The organism is Streptomyces sp. NPDC040405, from assembly GCF_055595765.1.
Genome location: NZ_JBVIVI010000015.1, coordinates 68474 through 90106, shown reverse-complemented (window position 1 = coordinate 90106; position 21633 = coordinate 68474). Strand labels below are relative to the sequence as shown.

The 21633-nt window shown below is 72.4% G+C and carries 2 protein-coding genes (both only partly in view); both read left to right on the top strand.

Annotation, left to right across the window (positions count from 1 at the left end):
- Positions 1–8279, top strand: the 3' portion of a protein-coding gene (locus ACZ59A_RS39000) for an SDR family NAD(P)-dependent oxidoreductase (protein WP_470969012.1). It extends 5404 nt beyond the left edge of the window; the window shows 8279 of its 13683 coding nt (coding positions 5405–13683); its start codon lies off the left edge, out of view; its stop codon occupies positions 8277–8279.
- Positions 8276–21633 carry the 5' portion of an SDR family NAD(P)-dependent oxidoreductase gene (locus ACZ59A_RS38995; protein WP_470969010.1) on the top strand. The gene runs 4021 nt beyond the window's last position, so 13358 of the gene's 17379 nt are visible here — the first part of the coding sequence; it begins with the start codon at positions 8276–8278; the stop codon falls past the right edge of the window. Before ACZ59A_RS39000 ends, ACZ59A_RS38995 begins: the two co-directional genes overlap by 4 nt.

Sequence of the window (21633 nt, the reverse complement as noted above, 5' to 3'; positions counted from 1 at the left end):
TCACGCGGCCGGAGCTGAGCCGCTACCGCGCCGACGGGCTCGAGGGCAACGTCGGTGTCTTCGTGGGCGTGATGTACGAGGAGTACCAGCTGTACGGTGCTCAGGAGCAGGCGCGGGGCCGCAACATCGCGTTGTCCGGCAACCCGTCCTCCATCGCGAACCGGGTGTCGTACTTCTTCGATCTGCACGGGCCGTCGATGGCGGTGGACACGATGTGCTCGTCGTCGCTCACGGCGCTGCACCTGGCGTGTCAGAGCCTGCTCAACGCCGAGTGCGAGGTGGCCGTCGCCGGTGGCGTCAACCTGTCGCTGCACCCGAACAAGTTCCTGATGCTGGGCAGCGGCAAGTGGGCGTCGAGCAAGGGGCTGTGCGAGAGCTTCGGCGCCGATGGCGACGGCTACGTCCCCGGTGAGGGCGTCGGCGCTGTCCTGCTCAAGCCGCTGGAGCGCGCGGAGGCGGACGGGGACACGATCTACGGTGTCATCCGCGGCACGGCGGTGAACCACGGCGGGAAGACGAACGGGTACTCGGTCCCGAACCCGCGGGCGCAGTACACGGTGATCGGCCGGGCGTTGCGCGAGGCCGGGGTGGACGCCCGGGACGTGTCGTACGTGGAGGCGCACGGCACGGGCACCTCGCTGGGCGATCCGATCGAGATCGCCGGTTTGACGAAGGCGTTCCGGGACCACGCCGAGGACTCCCAGTTCTGCGCGATCGGGTCGGTGAAGAGCAACATCGGCCACGCCGAGAGCGCTGCCGGTATCGCCGGGCTGACCAAGGTGCTGCTGCAGATGAAGCACGGCACGCTGGTCCCCTCGCTGCACTCCGAGGTGCTGAACCCGCACATCGATTTCGCGGCCAGCCCCTTCCGGGTCCAGCAGACCCTGGCCGAGTGGGCCCGCCCCCATACGCCCGAGGGCATCGAGTCGCCGCGCATCGCCGGAGTGTCCTCGTTCGGCGCCGGAGGGTCGAACGCCCACGTCATCGTGGAGGAATACCTGCCCGCCCGCGCTGTCGGCCACCCTGGTGGCGAGCCGGACGCCGAGGTGGCGATCGTGCTGTCCGCGCGGACCGAACCCGGTCTGCGCGACCAGGCCGCGCAGCTCATGGACTGGATCGGCCGGGACGGGGCCGCGGAGACGCTGCCCGACATCGCCTACACCCTGCAGACCGGCCGGGACGCGTTCGAGGAACGGCTCGGCTTCGTCGTCGCCACCACCGGCGAACTCACCGAGGCGCTGCGGAAGTTCCTCGCGGGCGAGGACGTTCCCGGCCTGTACCGAGGCAAGGTCAAGCGCCGCGGCGCCGACGACAGCCTGCGTGTGTTCGCCGTCGACGAGGACATGGCGCGGGCGCTGGACGCCTGGATCGAGAAGCGGAAGTACGGCAAGCTGCTCGAACTCTGGGTGGCTGGCCTCGCGGTCGACTGGGCGAAGCTCCACCGGCCGCACCCGCGCCGCCGGATCTCCATGCCCACCTACGCCTTCCAGCGCGAGCGCTACTGGCCGTCCGTGGACGAAGACCTGGTTCCGCGGTCGGGCGCCGGGCAGTTGCACCCCCTCGTGCACACGAACACCTCCAGCCTGGCCGGGCAGCGGTTCAGCTCGGTGTTCACCGGGGACGAGTTCTTCCTGCGCGACCACCAGGTGCGCGGGGAGCGGGTGCTCTCCGGGGCGGCCTGCCTGGAACTGGTGCGGGCGGCCGTGGCGGTGTCCCTGGACGGTGAGCCGCACGGGACGATCCGCCTCACCAACGTCGCCTGGGCACGGCCCGTCATCGTGGGGGAGCGGTCGCAGGCCGTGCACGTGCGCCTGCGCCCGGGCGACGGGGACGACATCGGCTTCGAGGTGTTCAGCCACCCCGGCCAGGACCCCGCCGCGCAGCCGCTGATCCACAGCGAGGGCGTGGTGTGCGTACCTCCCGCGACTGCCGACGACGCCCCCGGAGCCACGGTCGATCCGGCCCGGCTGCGGTCGGAGTGCCGGAATGCCGAGCTGGACGCGGATCAGGTGTACGACGCCTTCGCCGCGCACGGCATCGCCTACGGTCCGGGCCACCGGGGAATCCAGCGGCTGTGGGTCGGCGACGGCCAGGCAATCGCCCGGCTGGTGCTGCCCGACACGGTCGGGACGACGCTGGACAGCTACGGCCTCCACCCGTCGTTGCTGGACTCGGCCGTGCAGGCCGCAGCGGGTGTCACCGCGGACGACGACGGGACACCGCAGCTGCCCTTCGCGGTCGACGAGGTGGAGATCACCGGTGACTGCGCGCGGTCCATGTGGGCGTGGGTGCGCACCGGCACCGCCCGGCAGGAGGACTCCGCGGTCCGCCGTCTCGACATCGACCTGTGCGACGACGACGGGACGGTCGCCGTCCGGCTCAAGGGTCTTTCCCTGCGCGCCTACGCGGCGGAGTCGGCCGGGGAGTTCTTCGCGGTGCCGCACTGGGTCGGCGAGGAACACCGGGACGGTGCGCGCGAGAACGCGCCCGCCGCGGTGACGGTGGTCGCCGGACTGCCCGAGGTCGCGGAGGTGCTCGCCGCGCGTGGCGGGGCCGAGGTCGTCCGGATGGACTCCGACGCGTCCGGTGTGGACGGTCAGTTCGCGGACTACGCGCTGCGGCTCTTCGGCGTGGTGCGGAAGGTACTGGCCGAGCGCTCCCACCACGACGTGTGCGTGCAGGTGGTGGTGCCCGCCGACGGGGAGTCGTCGGTGTGGTCCGGGCTGGCCGGTGTCGTGCGTACCGCCGCGCTGGAGAACCCGCGGGTCACGGGCCGGGTCGTCCTGGTGGAACCGTGGGAGGACCCGGAGCGGGTCGCGCCGTGGGTCGAGGCCGACCGGGCCGCGGCGGAGGGCGCGGTGGTGCGGTACCGCGGCGGCGCCCGTGAGGTGCTGCGGTGGCGCGAGCTGCCCGGCGCCACCGCGGGCGGTGTCGTGGCGGTGCCGTGGCAGGACGCCGGGGTGTACCTGATCACCGGTGGTGCCGGTGGGCTGGGTGCGCTGTTCGCCCGCGACATCGCCGTACGGGTGCGGGGCGCGCGGATCGTGCTCACCGGCCGCGGGGCCCTGGACGAGGGCCGGAGCGCGGTCCTGGCCGAGCTGCGGGCGTCGGGCGCGGAGGCGACGTACGAGCAGGTCGACGTCGCGGACCGGGCGCAGGTGGTGGCGCTGGTGCGCCGGATCCGCGACGCGTACGGCCGCCTGGACGGTGTGCTGCACAGCGCGGGTGTGATCCGGGACAGCTTCATCCTGAAGAAGACCGAGGCGGACTTCGGCGCCGTTCTGGCGCCGAAGGTGGCGGGCGTGGTGAACCTGGACGAGGCCACCCGGGACGCCGGCCTCGACTTCCTTGCGCTCTTCTCGTCGGTCGCCGGAGTGTCCGGCAACGTGGGACAGGCCGACTACGCGGCCGCGAACGCGTTCATGGACGCCTTCGCCGGGCACCGCAACACCCTGGTGGCCAGGGGCGAGCGGCAGGGCCGGACGCTGTCGGTGAACTGGCCGCTGTGGGCCGAGGGCGGCATGCGCGTCGACGCGGGAACCGAGCGGTCGCTGCGCGAGGACTTCGGCATGATCCCGCTGCGGACCCGGACCGGGATCCGCGCCCTGCACCGGGCGCTGGCCACCGACGAGGACCAGGTCATGGTCCTCGAAGGCGACACCGAGCGCCTCGCGGCCCTCGTCGGCGCCCCGGCCGAGCCCATCCCGGCCGAGCCCATCCCGGCCGAGCCCGCTCCCGTCGAATCCGCCCCGGCCGAATCCGCTGCCGACGGACCGGCCGTGGAGGAGCGCGACGGAACCGGGGAGGGCATCGAGCGCGCGGCGGTGGCGTACTTCACGAAGCTGCTGTCGTCGGTGATCAACCTGCCCGCCGCCCGGATCGATCCCGAGGCGTCGCTGGAGGACTACGGGGTCGACTCGGTGATGACCATGGACCTCACCCGGGCGCTGGAGGAGGCCTTCGGGTCGCTGTCGAAGACCCTGTTCTTCGAGTACCAGAGCATCGAGGCCCTCGCCGGACACTTCGTCACCGCCCACCCGGACAAGGTGCGCGCACTCGTGTCCACCGGCAGCGGCCGCTCCCGGGCCGTCGCGGCGCCCGAGCGGACCACCCGCGAGACCGCGTCCCCGCAGGCGCGCACCTGGCGGGAGCGCGGCAGGCGGCCGCGCGCCGAGGTGACCGGGGCGGGCACGGCTCCTTCGGGGCCCGCCGACATCGCGATCATCGGCCTGGCGGGCCGCTACCCGCAGGCGCGCGACATCCACGAGTTCTGGCGGAACCTGGCCGCCGGAAAGGACAGCGTCACCGAGATCCCCGTAGAACGCTGGGACCACGACCGCCACTTCGACGCCGACCGGCACGCCGCGGGGAAGACGTACAGCAAGTGGGGCGGTTTCGTCGACGGCGCCTACGAGTTCGACCCGCTGTTCTTCACCATCTCCCCGCGCGAGGCGGAGATCATGGACCCGCAGGAGCGGCTGTTCCTCCAGTGCGTCTACGAGACCCTCGAAGACGCCGGGTACGTCCGGGAGTCGGTGAAGACCCGTACCGGCAACGTGCTGGACGGGCGGGTCGGGGTCTTCGTCGGCGTGATGTACGAGGAGTACCAGCTCCACGGCGCGCAGAGCCAGGTGCTCGGTGACCCCCTCGCGGTCAGCGGCAGTCCCGCCGCCATCGCGAACCGGGTGTCGTACTTCTGCAACTTCCACGGCCCGAGCATGAGCGTGGACACCATGTGCTCGTCGTCGCTGACCTCGCTCCACCTGGCGTGCCAGAGCATCCGGTGGGGCGACTGCGACGTGGCGGTCGCGGGCGGGGTGAACCTGTCGCTGCACCCGAACAAGTACCTGCTGCTGAGCACGGGCAACTTCGTCTCCAGCTCGGGGCGCTGCCAGAGCTTCGGCGCGGGCGGCGACGGCTACACCCCGGGTGAGGGCGTGGGCGCGGTCCTGCTGAAGCCGCTGGCGAAGGCCGTCGCGGACGGGGACCGGATCTACGGGGTGATCAAGGGCACGGCGCTCAACCACGGCGGGAAGACCAACGGCTACACCGTGCCGAACCCGCACGCCCAGGCCGGAACCATCGCCGACGCGCTGGCGACGGCGGGTGTCGGTGCCCGCGAGGTCGGCTACATCGAGGCCCACGGCACGGGGACCGCGCTGGGCGACCCGATCGAGATCACCGGGTTGTCGAAGGCGTTCCGGGAGCACACCCAGGACAACCAGTTCTGCGCCATCGGGGCGGTGAAGAGCAACATCGGCCACGCGGAGAGCGCCGCCGGGATCGCCGGTCTCACGAAGGTCCTGCTCCAGCTCCGGCACCGCAAGCTCGCCCCCTCCCTGCACGCCGAGACGCTGAACCCGAACATCGATTTCGCCGGCACCCCGTTCAGCGTGCAGCGCGAACTCGCCGACTGGCGGACGCCCGACCCGGCGACCCCGCGGATCGCCGGGATCTCCTCCTTCGGCGCGGGCGGTTCCAACGCCCACGTCATCGTCTCGGAGTACCTCCCCGCACCGGGGGAGCGCGCCCCGGAGTTCGCGGGCCCCGCCGTCCTCCCCCTGTCGGCGCGCACCGGGGACGAGCTGCGCGACGTGGTCCGCAACCTCGCCGCCTGGCTGGTACGACCGGAGAACGCCGACCTCGCCTTGGCGGATGTGGCGTACACGCTGCAGGTCGGACGCGAGCCGCTGCGGGAGCGCCTCGGCATCCTGGCCACCTCCGTACCGGACCTGGTCGAGAAGCTGCACCACGTCCTCTCGGACACCCTCGCCGACGACATCGTGCGCGGCGGGGCCGGGGACGACAACGCCGTCTCCGCGCTGTTCTCCCAGGACGCCGACCTCGACACCCTGATCACGACCTGGGCCGAGAAGGGGAAGTACGACAAGCTGCTCGAACTGTGGGTCAACGACGTCCCCGTCGACTGGCACCGCCTCTACCCCGGCGGCGCGACACCGCGACGCGTCGGACTTCCCACGTACCCGTTCAGCCGCGAGCGCTACTTCCCGTTCGACCACCAGGACGTCGAAACCCCGGGTCCGCGCGTGCTGCACCCGCTGGTGCACGAGAACACCTCGGACCTGGAGGAGCAGCGGTTCACCTCGGTGTTCACCGGGCACGAGCCGTTCCTGCGCGACCACGTCGTGGGCGGGGCGAAGCTCTTGCCGGGCGCGGCCCTGCTGGAGATGGCCGTCGCCGCGACCTGCATCACCTGCCGGACCCAGGCCGAGCCCTCGGCGCCCGTGGCGCTGAAGAACGTGGTCCTGGCGCAGCCGCTGCACGTGACCGGCAAGCCGCGGGAAGTACACATCGGCCTGCATCCCCAGGCCGACGGCGACATCGGGTTCCGGGTCTACAGCACCCCCGACGAGGCGACCCACGTCGTGCACGGCGAAGGCGCCGTCTACCTGGCGGACGGGGCCGCGGAGGCGGTGCTCGACCTCCCGGCCCTCCGCGATGCCTGCGACCGCGCGGAACTCACCGCCGAGCAGTGCTACCGGGCGTACAGCGCCGCGGGCATCGCTTACGGCCCCGCGCACCGGGGCGTCCGGCACATCTGGGTCGGGCAGGACCAGGCGCTCGCGCACCTCGCGCTGCCCGCCCCGGCCCACGGCACGCAGGGCGACTACACCGTGCACCCGAGTCTCCTCGACGCGGCGCTGCAGGCGTCCATCGGCGTGATCGGCAGCCTGGGGGCGCGGCGGGAAGGCGCTCTGCTCGTGCCCTTCGCGATGGACGACGTCCTCGTCCTCAACAGCAGCACGGCCGCCATGTGGGCCCTGGTCCGCCCCAGTGCGGAGCAGTCGGCCGACGCCGCGGTCCACAAGCTCGACGTGGACCTGGCCGACGACCAGGGCCGGGTGCGCGTCCGGATCGGTGGCCTGTCCTTCCGCGCCTTCGACGGGCCCGTCTCCGTGGGGCACCAGGAACCGGCCGACCGCACGGAAGAGGCGACCGGCCGCCGGGCGCTGCTGTACCCGCGGTGGCAGCCGCGTCCCGTGACGGACACGCCGCCGGAGGAGGACGACGTGCGGCGGACCGTGCTCCTCGTCGAGGCGCCGGAGGTGGCGGCGCTGCTGTCCGAGCACGACCACGCGGTCGTGCTGACCTCCGGGGACAAGGAGCTGGACCGGCAGTACACCGCGTACGGGCTGCAGGCCCTCGAACACGTGCGTTCCGTGCTGCGCGGCGCGACCGCGGGCCGGGCCTGCGTCCAGCTGGTCATCGGCGGGGGCGCCGAATCCGCTCCGCTGTCCGGGCTCGCCGGGCTGCTGCGTACGGCCACGCTGGAGAACCCCAACGTCTCGGCGCAGGTCATCCTCCTGGCGGAAACGGACACGCCCGAGACCGCGGTCGAGCGGGTGCGGGAGAACCGTGCGCACCCCGACGACACGATCGTGCGGTACGTCGGCGCGCGGCGCGAGGTACCCGTCTGGATCGAGGACGGCGACGGCACCGCCGACGTCCCCCCGGTTCCCTGGCGGGAAAACGGGGTCTACCTCCTGACCGGTGGCATGGGAGCGCTGGGGCTGCACTTCGCGCGGGAGATCGCCACGCGCACGCGCAGCGCCACGCTGGTACTGACCGGGCGCTCCCCGGCGGGTCCGCGGGTGCGGGAAGCCCTGCGGGACCTGGAATCCCAGGGCGCGGCGGCGCACTACGCGCAGGTCGACGTCGCGAACGTGGCCGAGGTCGGCACCTTGGTCGACGCCCTGGTGGAGAAGCACGGCCGGATCGACGGTGTCCTCCACGCCGCCGGGGTGACGCGGGACGGTTTCCTTCTGACCAAGCGCGCCAAGGACTTCGCCGACGTCCTGGCCCCGAAGGTGTCCGGGCTGGTGAACCTCGACCGGGCGACGGCCACGCTGCCGCTGGACTTCTTCGTGGCGTTCTCGTCCACGACCGGCGCCTTCGGCAACGCCGGCCAGGCCGACTACGCGGCGGCGAACGCCTTCATGGATGCCTACGCCTGGCACCGCCAGGACCTCGTGACCCGCGGGGAGCGCTCCGGGCGCAGCGTCTCCGTCAACTGGCCGTTGTGGGAGGACGGTGGAATGGGCGTGTCACCGGAAACGCGGTCGATGCTGCGCTCGCGCCACGGCGTCGTCCCTCTCGGCACGGCGGCCGGGGTCTCGGCCTTCCACCGCATCGTCACCTCGACGCACAGCCAGGTCCTGGTCGCTCCTGGGCCGGGCCGCGCGGAAGCCGGGGACACCGGCACCTCCGCTTCGCAATCGACCTCCTCTTCCTCCTTCGCTGCCGGGACGAACCAGTGACCCATAACGACACCAGCACCCTCGAAGCCAAGGCGACGGCGTTCTTCACGCGCGTCCTGTCCGAGGTCATCAAGCTCCCGGCCGACCGCATCGACGCCCGTGCGGCGTTCGACAGCCTGGGGCTGGACTCGGTGATGATGATGACGATGACGGACGAGCTGGAGGCCGTCTTCGGGTCGCTGCCGAAGACCCTGTTCTTCGAATTCCGCGACATCCGCGCGCTCACCGGCCACTTCCTCGCCACGCACGGGCCCGAGCTGGCCCGGTACCTGGGCGAGGAGCCCGACAGCGGGCCCGCGGACGCCCCCGCTGCCGCCCCGGCCCCCGCGCCCGCACGGGTCGCACCGGGACGGGCCTCCTTCGCGCGCAAGCCGCTCAGGACGGGCAAGTGGGCGACCCGGTTCGACCAGCCGCGGGAGCTCCCGGCCGCGCCCCCGCCCGCACCGCGGAGCCCGTCGACGGGACTCGACATCGCGATCATCGGGCTGGCCGGGCGCTACCCGAAGGCCCGTACGCTCGACGCGTTCTGGGAGAACCTGGCCGCGGGCCGCGACTGCGTGACCGAGATCCCGGCCGACCGCTGGGACCAGAGCGTGTACTACGACGCCGACAAGGACGCGCCCGGGAAGACGTACAGCAAGTGGGGCGGCTTCGTCGACGGGGTGGACGAGTTCGACTCCCTCTTCTTCCACATCTCACCGCCCGAGGCGAAGCTGATGGACCCGCAGGAGCGGCTGTTCCTGCAGTGCGCCTACGAGGCCGTCGAGGACGCGGGCTACACCCCTGAGCGGCTGAACTCCCGCTCCGGCGGCGGGACCCGGGCACGCGTCGGCGTCTACGCGGGTGTGATGTACGAGGAATACCAGCTCTACGGCGCGCAGGAGCAGGTCCTGGGCAACCCCGTGGCACTGTCCGGCAACTCCTCGGCCGTCGCCAACCGGGTGTCGTACTTCTTCGACTTCCACGGTCCGAGCATGAGCGTCGACACCATGTGCTCGTCCTCGTTCACCGCCATCCACCTCGCGTGCCAGAGCATCGAGTCCGGCGCGTGCGACGTCGCCATCGCGGGAGGGGTGAACCTGTCGGTCCACCCCAACAAGTACCTGATGCTCGGGCAGGGCAGGTTCGTGTCCAGCAAGGGCCGGTGCGAGAGCTTCGGCCAGGGTGGCGACGGCTACGTACCCGGCGAGGGCGTCGGTGCCGTCCTGCTCAAGCCGCTGGCCCGGGCCGTACGCGACGGGGACCGCGTCCACGGCGTCATCAAGGGGATCGCGGTCAACCACGGTGGGCGGACGAACGGGTACTCCGTGCCCAGCCCGCAGGCACAGGCCGAGTCCGTATCCGACGCCTGGCGGCAGGCGGGGGTCGACCCGCGCGCGCTGAGCTACATCGAGGCGCACGGCACGGGGACCTCGCTCGGCGACCCCGTCGAGATCGCCGGGCTCACGCGAGCGTTCCGGGAGCACACCCAGGACAACCAGATCTGCGCCCTCGGGTCGGTGAAGAGCAACATCGGCCACGCGGAGAGCGCCGCGGGCATCTCCGGGCTGACCAAGGTGCTGCTGCAGATGAAGCACGGGCAGCTGGCGCCGTCGCTGCACTCCGCGGAGCTGAACCCGCACATCGACTTCGCCGGCAGCCCTTTTACGGTGCAGCAGACGCTGGCCGAGTGGAAGCGGCCCGTGCTGGTGGCCGACGGGGTGGAGCGGGAGTTCCCCCGCATCGCCGGGATCTCGTCGTTCGGCGCGGGCGGTTCCAACGCGCACCTGGTCGTGGAGGAGTTCCGGGCCGAGCCGCCCGCCGCCCGGGCGCCCGAGGGGCCCGTGGCGGTCGTGCTCTCCGCGCGCGGCGCCGAGCGGCTGCGGGCGAAGGCCGCCGACCTGGCCGACTGGATCGAGACGAAGCAGCTCTCCGCCGCCGACCTGCCCTCGCTCGCCTACACCTCGCAGGTGGGCCGGGAGGCCATGCGGGAGCGGCTCGGCATCGTCACGGACTCCATGACCGAACTGCTCGCCCGGCTCAGGGACTTCGTCGCGGGCACGGAGGACTGTCTCGCGCGCGGCCGGGCGGTCCAGGGCTCCGAGGCCCGCTCCGACGACGCGGTGTCCGGCGACCCGGCCGAGCTGGTGGACCGGTGGGTACGGGGCGCCGACGTCGACTGGTCCGTGCTCCACGGCGACCGGACGCCGCCGCGCATCGCCCTGCCGACCTACCCGTTCGCCAGGGAGCGGCACTGGATCGACACCACCGCCACCGCCCACGCGGTGCGGCAGTCCCCCCTCGGGGCCCTCGTGTTCGAGGAGTTCTGGGAGCCGGTGGGCGCTCCCGCCCGGCAGCACGCCGGACCGAGGACCCTGGTGTGCTTGTGCTCCGACCCCGCGAACCAGGCCGAGCTGGAGCGGGCCGCCGGGGAAGCCGATCCCGCGGTGACGCTCGTCTTCGTCTCACGGACCGCGGCCTCGGGCGATGTCCCGCGCCGCCGCTGGGCGGTGGACGCCGGGGAACAGGCCGACTGGGTCCGCGTCTTCGGGGAGATCCGCGAGCGGTTCGGCTCCGTGGACGGCGTTCTGCACCTGTGGCCGGTCGAGGAGGGCGTCGGACCGCGGTCCTACACCGACACCGTTCAGCTGCTGCAGGCCGTGGCGACGGCCGAACTGGGCGTCCGGCGTGTCCTGCAGGCGGGTGAGTTCCGCGACGGGACCGAGCGCGCGTACGCCGAATCGTGGATGGGATTCGAACGCTCCCTCGGCCAGGTCCTGCCCGGCGTGGAGTTCGCCGCGGTGATCGAGGACGCCCGGGGCACGGATGCCCGGACGACCATGACCGACTGGTTCGCGCGCCTGAGCGCCGAACTCGCCGAGCCCATCAGCACTCTCTACCGGGGCGGGACGCGCCATGTGAGCCGGGTCCGCCCGGCCACCGCCGCTGCCGGGAAGGACCTGCTGAGGCAGGGCGGCACCTACCTGATCACGGGCGGCCTGGGCGCGCTGGGGCTGCTGTTCGCCGAGCACCTCGCCCGCACCCGGTCGGCGCGGCTGGTGCTGACCGGCCGGTCGCCCCTCGACGCGGACAGGGCGCGGCAGATCGCCCGGATCGGGTCGCTGGGCGGCGAGGTCCACTACCAGCAGGCGGACGTCTCCGACCGGCGGGCCATGCGGGAGGTCGTCCGGTCGGCGCACGAGCGCTTCGGCGGGATCGACGGCGTCATCCACGCGGCCGGTGTCCCCGGCACGGGCAGCGTGCTCGCCGACGACGCCCGCGCCTTCCCGGGCCTGCTCGCCGCCAAGGTGGACGGCACGCTCGTGCTGGACGAGGTCCTCGCGGACGAGCCTGTCGACTTCGTCTGCTACTTCTCGTCCACCTCCGCGCTGCTCGGCGACTTCGGCGGCTGCGACTACGCCGTCGGCAACCGGTTCCAGACGCTGTACGCCCGCCACCGCGACGAGAGCGTCCGCCAAGGCACCCGCTCGGGTGCGACGGTGGCCATCAACTGGCCGCTGTGGCGCGACGGCGAGATGGGCTTCGACGACGCGCGGGCCACCGAGCTGTACCTCACCTCCAGCGGCCAGCGCCTGCTGGAGAACGCCGACGGCATCCGGCTCTTCGAGCAGCTCATCGGCCGGGGCATGCCGCAGGGGATCGTCATGGCGGGCGAACCGCGGCGCCTGCACCGCCTGCTCGGGATCGACGCGGCGCCCGCTGTGTCGGAAGCACTCGCTGTTCCTTCGGCGCTTGAGCAGTCGAGCACTCCCGTCGCCGGACCGGACCATGAGCAGCTCGCCGCCCGCGTCCTGTCCGACCTCGAAACGCTGATCGTCGAGACCGTACGGGTGCCTCGCGACCAGATCCACGCCGACGAGAACCTCGCCCAGCTCGGGTTCGACTCGATCACCCTGGTCCGGCTCGCGAACGCGATGACCGCGCACTTCGGCGTCGACGTCGTCCCCTCGGTGTTCTTCTCCCACCCCACCCCGCAGATGTTGGTGGCGCACCTGATGTCCGAACAGCGGGACCACTTCCGTAACCGCTACCCGGCGGAGCCTGCGGCCGAGGCCGCGGCGGTGGCATCGCCGAGCCCGGAGCGGCGCCCGGAACCGACCCCGGAGCCGAGCCCGGATTCGGGACCCGAACCCATCGCCGTCATCGGCATGACCGGCCGGTTCCCGGCTGCCCGGTCGGTGGACGAGTTCTGGCAGATCCTCGCGGACGGGCGCGACGTGCTCTCGGCCGTCCCCGACGACCGGCGCCCCGACTGGAGCGACCCGCAGGCCCCGGACCCCGCGATGGCACGCTGTGGATTCGTCCCCGGGATCGGCGAGTTCGACCCGGCGTTCTTCGAGATCTCGCCGCGCGAGGCGCGCACCATGGACCCGCGGCAGCGCCTGCTGCTGCAGGAGGCGTGGCACGTCCTGGAGTCCGCGGGCTACGGCGAGCGGAAGCTGCGCGACGAGCGGGTCGGCATGTTCGTCGGCGCGGAGCAGGGCGACTACCTGCACCTCAACGGCGGCGAGGGCACCATCACCGGGCACCACGAGGCGATCCTGGCCTCCCGGCTGGGCTATCTGCTCGACTTCACCGGACCCGTGCTCGCCGTCAACACCGCCTGCTCCTCGGGCCTGGCCGCGGCACACCAGGCATGCAGCAGCCTGCGCAACGGCGAGTGCGACGCCGCGATCGTCGCCGGAGTCAACCTGGCGGCCACCTCCCGCGTGTTCGCCGAGACGAGCAAGGCGGGAATGCTCTCCGGGAGCGGGGTCTGCTTCGCGTTCGACCGGCGCGCCGACGGCATGGTGCTGGGCGAGGCCATCACTGTCGTGATGTTCAAGCGCCTGGCGCAGGCGGAGGCCGACGGCGACAACATCCTCGCCGTAATCCGCGGCAGCGGCATCAACTACGACGGCCGGACGAACGGCATCACCGCCCCGAACGGCGCGGCGCAGGCGCGCCTGTACCGCGCCGTATACGAGCAGCACCGGATCGAGCCCGAGCACATCGGCCACGTCGTCGCCCACGGCACCGGCACCCGGCTCGGCGACCCGGTCGAGGTCAACGCGCTGAACGAGGTGTTCTCCGAGCACACGGACCGGACCGGGTTCTGCGCGCTCACCTCGACCAAGCCCAACGTCGGGCACACGCTGGCCGCCTCCGGCATCGTCAGCCTGATCGCGCTCGTCCAGTCGCTGCGCCACGGTGCCATTCCGCCGAGCCTGCACTGCGAGCAGGACAGCGACTACATCGCCTGGCAGCGCAGCCCCTTCTACGTCAACAAGACCCTGCGGGCGTGGCCGGAGAACCCGACCGGGACGCGGCTCGGGGCCGTGAGTTCGTTCGGCATGAGCGGCACCAACGTCCACATGGTCGTGGAGAGTTACCGGGATCGTGCGCGCGTCGCGCCGTCCGCCGACGCCCCTGCCCCCGCCCGCCTGCTGGTCCTGTCCGCGAAGACCGCCGAGACGCTGCGCGACCGCGTCCGCGACCTGCACCGGGCGCTGCGGACCGCGGACCGCGACGCCGTATCCCTCACCGACGTGAGCCACACCCTGCTGGAGCGCAGGCAGCACTTCGACCACCGTTGTGCACTCGTCGTCGGCGACCTCGACGAGGCCGTGTCCGCGCTGGGCGCCGCCGAACGGGGCGAGCAACACCCCGGGGTCCGCTTCGGCGAGGCGCCGAGCGACCGCCGGGACCGGCCGCGGGAAGCGGATGCCGAGGCGCTGTTCGGGAGGCTCGCCGAGGCGGGCACCGCCGAGTACCGCGAGGTGCTCCTGTCGCTGGCGGGCCTCTACTGCCAGGGCGCGTCCCCCGACTGGCGGCCGCTGTTCGCCGACGACGCTCCGAAGCTGGTCGCGGTCCCCGGCTATCCCTTCTCGCGCAAGGTGTACTGGGCCAACCGGGAGATCCCCGTTCCGGTCCGTGCGGTGTCCGAGGAGGCCGTGTCGTCCAGCGCCACCGCAGCGGAACCGGCGCACGAGGAGCCGGTGCGCGTCGTCGCCGGACACTGCCGGGTCACGCTGCCGAACCCGGCAGCGGCGATGACCGCGTCGCCGTCGTCGGCCGCCAAACCGAGGAACGTGCGGCTGACCGACCTGGGGGAGCGGTCCGCCGCCCCGGCGAAGGCGGCTCCGGTGAAGGCCGTGAAGGCCGTGAGCGAGCTGCGGCAAGAGCTGAGGAGCGGCCTCGCGGACGTCCTCCAGCTGCCGGAGGGCGACATCGACCCCGGCCGCAACTTCATGGACCTGGGCCTGGATTCCATCCTCGGGGTGGAGTGGGTCAAGGCCATCAACAAGAAGTACGGGACCAACCTCACCGCCACGAAGCTCTACGACCACCCGTCGGTGCGCGACCTCGCGCACTACGTCCAGGGCGAACTGGCCACGTCCGCCCCCGCGAAGGCCGTGCCCGCCGAGCCCGTGCCCGCCGAGCCGGTACCCGTGGAGCCCGTCGCGACCCCGGCACCGGACCGTCCCCGGGTCTCGAAAGCCACGCTGCTGGAGGGAGTCCGCACCAGCCTCGCCGATGTGCTGTTCCTCGACGCGGGGGACATCGCCGCCGACCGCAACTTCGTCGAACTCGGCATGGACTCCATCGTCGGTGTGGAGTGGGTGAAGACCCTCAACAAGAACTACGGGACATCGCTCACGGCGGCCCAGTTGTACGACCACCCCACGGTGCGCAGGCTCACCGAATTCCTGGTGCCGCTGGTGCAGAGCCCCGAGCCGGTCGTGCACACCGAGCCTGCGGCGCACACCGAGCCTGCGGCGCACATCGAGCCGGTCGCGCACATCGAGCCGGTGGTGGACGAACCTGCGACGCCCGCCACCCGACCGGGCGGCGACAAGGTGGCCGTGGTCGGGATGTCCGGGCGCTACCCCGAGGCGGCGGACCTCCACGCCTACTGGGACAACCTCTGCGACGGCCGCGACTGCGTGACCGAGGTCCCGCCGTCGCGCTGGGACGTCTCGCGGCATTACGACCCCCGGCCCGGCCAGGAGGGCAAGACGTACTCCAAGTGGCTGGGGTACCTGGCGGACGCCGACTGCTTCGACCCGCTGTTCTTCAACATCTCCCCGCTAGAGGCCGAAGGGCTCGACCCGCAGCACCGGCTGTTCCTCCAGGAGGCATACCGGGCGTTCGAGGACGCGGGGTACGACCCGCAGTCCCTCGGCTCCCAGAAGTGCGGCGTCTACCTGGGCATCAGCGGCAGTGAGTACAGCTTCCTGGTGTTCGGGGACACCGGGGTGTCCTCGTCCGCGACGAGCAGCAGCAACGCCATCGCCGCCGCGCGCATCGCCTACGTCCTCAACCTCAAGGGCCCGGCCCTCGCCGTCGACACGGCCTGCTCGTCCTCGCTGGTCGCGTTGCACCTCGCCCGGCAGGCACTGCTGAGCGGTGAGATCGACATGGCGCTCGTCGGCGGCGTCTCGCTGTACCTGCTCCCCGACACCTACGTCGGCATGTGCCAGGCCGGGATGCTCTCCCCGCAGGGGCGGTGCAGGTCGTTCGACAACGGCGCCGACGGGTTCGTACCGGGCGAGGGTGTCGGCGCCCTGGTGCTCAAGCGCCTCAGCGACGCCGAGGCCGACCGCGACCACATCCACGGTGTCGTCGCGGCGTCCGGCATCAACCAGGACGGCCGGACGAACGGGATCACGGCGCCGAGCGCCGCCAGCCAGAGGGACCTCGTCCGCACGGTCTACGACCGCCACGGCATCGACCCGGCGACCATCGGCTACGTCGAGATGCACGGTACGGGCACGAAGCTGGGCGACCCGATCGAGCTTTCCGCGCTGGGCACCGTGTACGGCGAGCTGGGGGCCGCCGCGCGGTCCTGCGCCATCGGGGCGGTGAAGAGCAACATCGGGCACACGTCCGAGGCCGCCGGGGTCGCGGGCGTGCACAAGGTGCTGCTGAGCATGCGCCACGGCACGCTGGTGCCGTCCCTCAACTTCGACACGCCCAACGAGCACTTCGACTTCGAGAACTCGCCCTTCCGCGTCGTCACGGCCCCCGAGCCGTGGGAGACGCTGTCCGGCGCCGGGCCGCGGCGGGCTGCCGTCAGCTCGTTCGGGTTCAGCGGGACCAACGCCCACGTCGTACTGGAGGAGTACCCCACGGCGGCGAGGAGCGCCCCGGCCGCGTCCGGGCCGGTCGTCATCGCCCTGTCCGCCAGGACCGGGGAACAGCTGGACAGCCTGGCCGAGAACCTGCTCGCGTGCGTCGAGGCCGAGTCCCGGCCCGACCTGGCGGGCCTGGCGCACACGCTCCAGGTGGGCCGGGAGGCGATGGAAGAGCGGCTCGCCTTCGTGGCGGGCTCCCTGACGGAGGTCGCGCGCGGGCTCAGGACGCAGCTGGACCGGGCGGGCGACATCGCGCTCGTACGCGGGCGGGTGACGCAGGACCAGGTGGCCCGCCAGGAGGACGACGAGCGGCAGCAGGCGCGCGTGCGGGCGTGGACCGCGGACAAGGACCTCCAGCGGCTCGCGGAGGCGTGGGCCGACGGCTGCGCCGTCGACTGGCCCGCGCTCTACCCGGGCCCCGGGCCGCTGCGCCTGCCGTTGCCGACGTACCCCTTCGCCAAGGAGCGGTACTGGGTCGAGCCGAAGCCGCGTGCGACGAGCGCGTCGACCGCGGTGCTGCACCCGTTGCTGCACCGCAACACGTCCGGGTTCGATGCACAGCGCTACACCTCGACGTTCACCGGCGAGGAGGACTTCCTCGCCGACCACCGCGTGCGGGGGCAGAAGGTCCTGCCGGGCGCCGCGTATCTGGAGCTGGCGCTCGCGGCGGTCGCCGACGCCTCGGGCTCGACACCGCCCGCGGGGCTGGCGCTGACCGGCGTGGTCTGGTCCCGGCCGTTCCAACTGGGCGACCGCCCCCGCGATCTGCACATCACCCTGTCGCGGGACGGCGCCCGGACCACCCACTTCGAGGTCTGCGCACCGGTCGTGGCCGCCGACGGTGACGCGACGGCTCCGGTCGTCCACGGCGAGGGATCGGTCGTGCCGCTGGCGGACGCCGCGGCGGACCACCTCGACCTCGCCCGGCTCCGCGGCGAGTGCCGCGCCCGCGAGCTGGACGCCGCGCAGGTCTACGCCGCGTTCCGGGCCGCGGGCATCGAGTACGGCGACTCGTTCCGCTGCGTCGAACGCGTCCTCGTCGGCGAAGGGCAGGCACTGGCACGCCTCGCGCTGCCCGCCGCGGCGCAGCGGACCTGGGACGGCTACCGGCTGCACCCGGGGCTCATGGACGCGGCCCTGCAGGCCACCCTGGGGGTGCTGTGGAACGACGCGGGAACCTCGCGTCCCCTGCTGCCCTTCGCCGTGGAACGCGTCGACGTGCTCGGCCCCCTGGAGCACACCATGTGGGTGTGGGTCCGCGAGGACGCGGACGGACGGTCCGACGGGTCCGTCCGCCGACTGGACCTCGACCTCTGCGACGACACGGGCCGCGTCCGCGTGCGCATGAGGGGCTTCTCGGTCCGGGCCGCACTCGGCGGCGCCGCGGGGGAGACAGCAAACGAGACAGCGGGGGAGACAGCAAACGAGACGGCGGGGGAGACGGGCGTCCTGCTGTTCCCGCGCTGGCAGCAGCACGGACTGCCGGAACCCGCGCGGCGCACGGCCGGTCCGCAGCGCGCGCTGGTGTGCGTGGAGCAGGGGGTCCTCGCGGACGCGATGGCCTCGGACCCGACGTGCGAGGTGCTGGTCCTCACCTCGCGGGCGACCACCGCCGACGGCCGCTACGCCGACTACGCGCGGCAGGTCTTCGAGAAGACGAAGGCCGTCCTGCGCGACGAGCCGCGGGCCGAGACGCTCGTGCAGGTCGTGGTGGTGGACCGGCCGGAGGCGGGGGTCTTCTCCGGACTGGTCGCGGTGGTGCGGACCGCGCACCAGGAGAACCCGGGAATCTCGGGGCAGGTCGTCGTCGTGGACGACCACGACGACGTGGCCGCCCTGCGGGCACGCCTCGCGGCCGAGCGGCTGCGCCCGGAGGACGCCACGGTCCGGTACCGGGGCGGGCGGCGCGAAGTCGTCGTATGGGACGAGGAGCGCGAGACGGACCGGCCCTGTTCCCCGTGGCGGACCGGCGGCGTCTACCTGATCACCGGTGGGCTCGGCGGCCTCGGCCGCATCTTCGCCGAGGAGATCGCCGGGCAGGTAGACGACGTCACCCTCGTGCTCACCGGCCGCTCTCCCGAGAGCGAGCGGTCGCGCCGGTTCCTGGCGGGGCTGCGGGCGTCGGGGGCACGGGTGTCGTACGCGCGGCTCGACGTCACCGACCGGGCGGGCGTCGAGGCCCTGGTCGCCGCCACCGTGCGGGACGCGGGACGCCTCGACGGCATCATCCACAGCGCGGGGGTGAAGGAGGACAACTTCATCCTCAAGAAGTCCGGCGAGGAGTTCGCCCGGGTCCTGCCGCCCAAGGTGGGTGGCACGGTCAACCTGGACGAGGCGACCAGGGACCTGGACCTCGACTTCTTCGCGATGTTCTCCTCCGGCGCCGCGGTGACCGGCAACATGGGCCAGGCCGACTACGCGACGGCGAACGCCTTCATGGACGCCTTCGCCGAGTACCGGCAGCACCTGGTGGCACGCGGCGCGCGCCGCGGCCGCACGGTGTCGATCAACTGGTCGCTGTGGGCCGAAGGCGGCATGCGCCCCGACGCCACCAGCGAGGCGATGCTCCGCGAGCGCTTCGGGATCATCCCGCTGCGCCGTAAGGCGGGACTCGAAGCCTTCGCGCGATGCCTGCGGACGGACCACCACCAGGTGCTCGTCGTCGCGGGGGACGCGGCGGCCTTCCGAAGCGCCCTCAAAACACAGCACCCGAGCGAGGACACGCGACCAATGAGCGCCGAGAACACGGCCGCAACGCCGACGCCGCAGGACAACGGCCTGGAACCGGCGGCGGTGGACTACATCAAGTCGCTGCTCGCGGCGGTGCTGAAGGTGCCGTGGCAGCGCATCGAGGCCGACCTTCCGATGGAGCGCTACGGCATCGACTCCGTGATGGCGCTGACCATGACCGCCAGGCTGGAGGACGTCTTCGGGCGGCTGCCGAAGACGCTCTTCTTCGAGTACCAGAACATCACCGCCCTGGCCGGGTACTTCCTCGGCGCGCACGAGGCCCGGCTGCGGGAGCTGCTGGGGACCGACGCCACCGCGGCCACGAGCGGGACGCGCGTGCCCGAGCCCGCACCGCGGGCGGCGGTCACCACGGCGCCCTCGGCCGTGCCGTCCCCGGCCGGGCCGTCGGCGGCCGTGCCGCCCGGTGCCGACATCGCCATCATCGGACTGGGCGGGCGCTACCCGCAGGCCGGAAACCTGCGGGAGTTCTGGAGCAACCTGTCCGAGGGCCGGGACAGCATCACCGAGATCCCCCGCGACCGCTGGGACCACAGCGCCTACTTCGACGCGGACGGCTCGAAGCCGGGCAAGACGTACTGCAAGTGGGGCGGGTTCCTCGACGACATCGACCGGTTCGACCCCCTGTTCTTCAACATCTCGCCCCGCGAGGCGGAGGTGGTCGACCCCCAGGAGCGCCTGTTCCTGGAGTGCGTCTACGAGACGCTGCAGGACGCCGGGTACACGCGGCAGGGCCTGCGCGAGTACCGCTCGAACGGCGTCGACGGCAACGTCGGCCTGTTCGTGGGCGTGATGTACGACGAGTACCAGCTGTACGGGGCCGGTGAACAGGGGCTGGAGCGCGGCCAGGTGATACCGGGCAACTCGGCCTCGATCGCCAACCGCGTCTCGTACTTCTGCGACTGGCACGGCCCGAGCATCACGGTGAAGACCATGTGCTCGTCGTCGCTGACGGCACTGCACCTGGCCTGCCAGAGCCTGCGGCTCGGCGACTGCGAGGTGGCGGTCGCCGGCGGGGTCAACCTGTCGCTGCACCCCGCCAAGTACCTGCTGCTGGGGCAGACCGGGTTCGCGTCGAGCAGGGGCATGTGCGAGAGCTTCGGCAGCGGCGGTGACGGCTACGTACCGGGCGAGGGCGTGGGCGCCGTGCTGCTCAAGCCGCTGGACCGGGCCATCGCCGACCAGGACCGGATCTACGGCGTCATCAAGTCCACCGCGGTCAACCACGGTGGCAGGACCAACGGTTACACCGTGCCGAACCCCAACGCCCAGGCCGCCACGATCGCGTCCGCCCTCGACAAGGCGGGTGTCGACGCCCGCGCGGTGAGCTACGTCGAGGCGCACGGCACCGGGACCGAGCTGGGGGACCCGATCGAGATCGCGGGCCTGACCAAGGCGTTCTCACGGGACACCGACGACCGCCAGTTCTGCGCGATCGGCTCGGTGAAGAGCAACATCGGGCACTGCGAGAGCGCGGCGGGCATCTCCGCGCTGACCAAGGTCCTGCTGCAGCTCCAGCACCGCAGGCTGGTGCCGTCGCTGCACTCGGAAGTACTCAACCCGCACATCGACTTCGCCGATACGCCCTTCCGGGTGCAGCGCGAGGCCGCGGAGTGGAAGCGGCCGACGGTCACCACGCCCGACGGCGAGGTGCGGGAGCACCCGCGCATCGCGGGCATCTCGTCGTTCGGCGCGGGCGGCTCGAACGCGCACGTCATCGTGTCGGAGTACGTCGCGGCGGACCCGGCGGCGCCGGAACCGGCGGCGGACCCGCTGTCGTCCGTCGTGGTCGTGTCCGCGCGGACCGCCGAACAGCTGCGGGAGTACGCTCAGCGGCTGCTCGACTGGGCGGACGAGGAGCGGATCGGCGACGCCGACCTGCCCGGCATCGCGTACACGCTGCAGGTGGGGCGTGAGCACATGGACGAGCGGCTGGCGTTCCTCGCCGGGTCCGTGTCGGAGTTCGTCGCCGGGCTGCGCGCCCACATCGAGGGCGGCGAGGCCGCCGGGCTGTACCGGGGCAGGCCGCAGCGCTCGACGGCCGCCGTGTCGTCGCTGTTCGAGGACGAGGACCTGACCGGCGTCGTCGACTCCTGGCTCCGCAAGCGCAAGCTCGGCAAGCTCCTGGAGCTGTGGGTCAACGGGCTGAACCTCGACTGGCGCGGCTGCTACACGACCCCGCCGCGCCGCGTCTCGTTGCCGACCTACCCCTTCGCGCGCAAGCGGTCCTGGCTCCCGGGGAGCACCCGTCCGGTGGAGGAGGCGCCGAAGAAGAAGGCGGTTGAGCCGACGCCGATCACGCCGCCGGTCGGCGCGGCGGTGACGTCGAAGCCGCGGGGCATCGGCCTCGCGCCGCTCAGCGGTGCGGTGGAGACCCCCAAGGCGGCCGAGGTGCGGGCGCCCGCTGCGCGTTCCGTGCCGTCCTTGACCCTCACCGCCACGGACCCGGCTCCCGAAAGGACCGCCGAACCCGCCCCGGCCCGACCGGT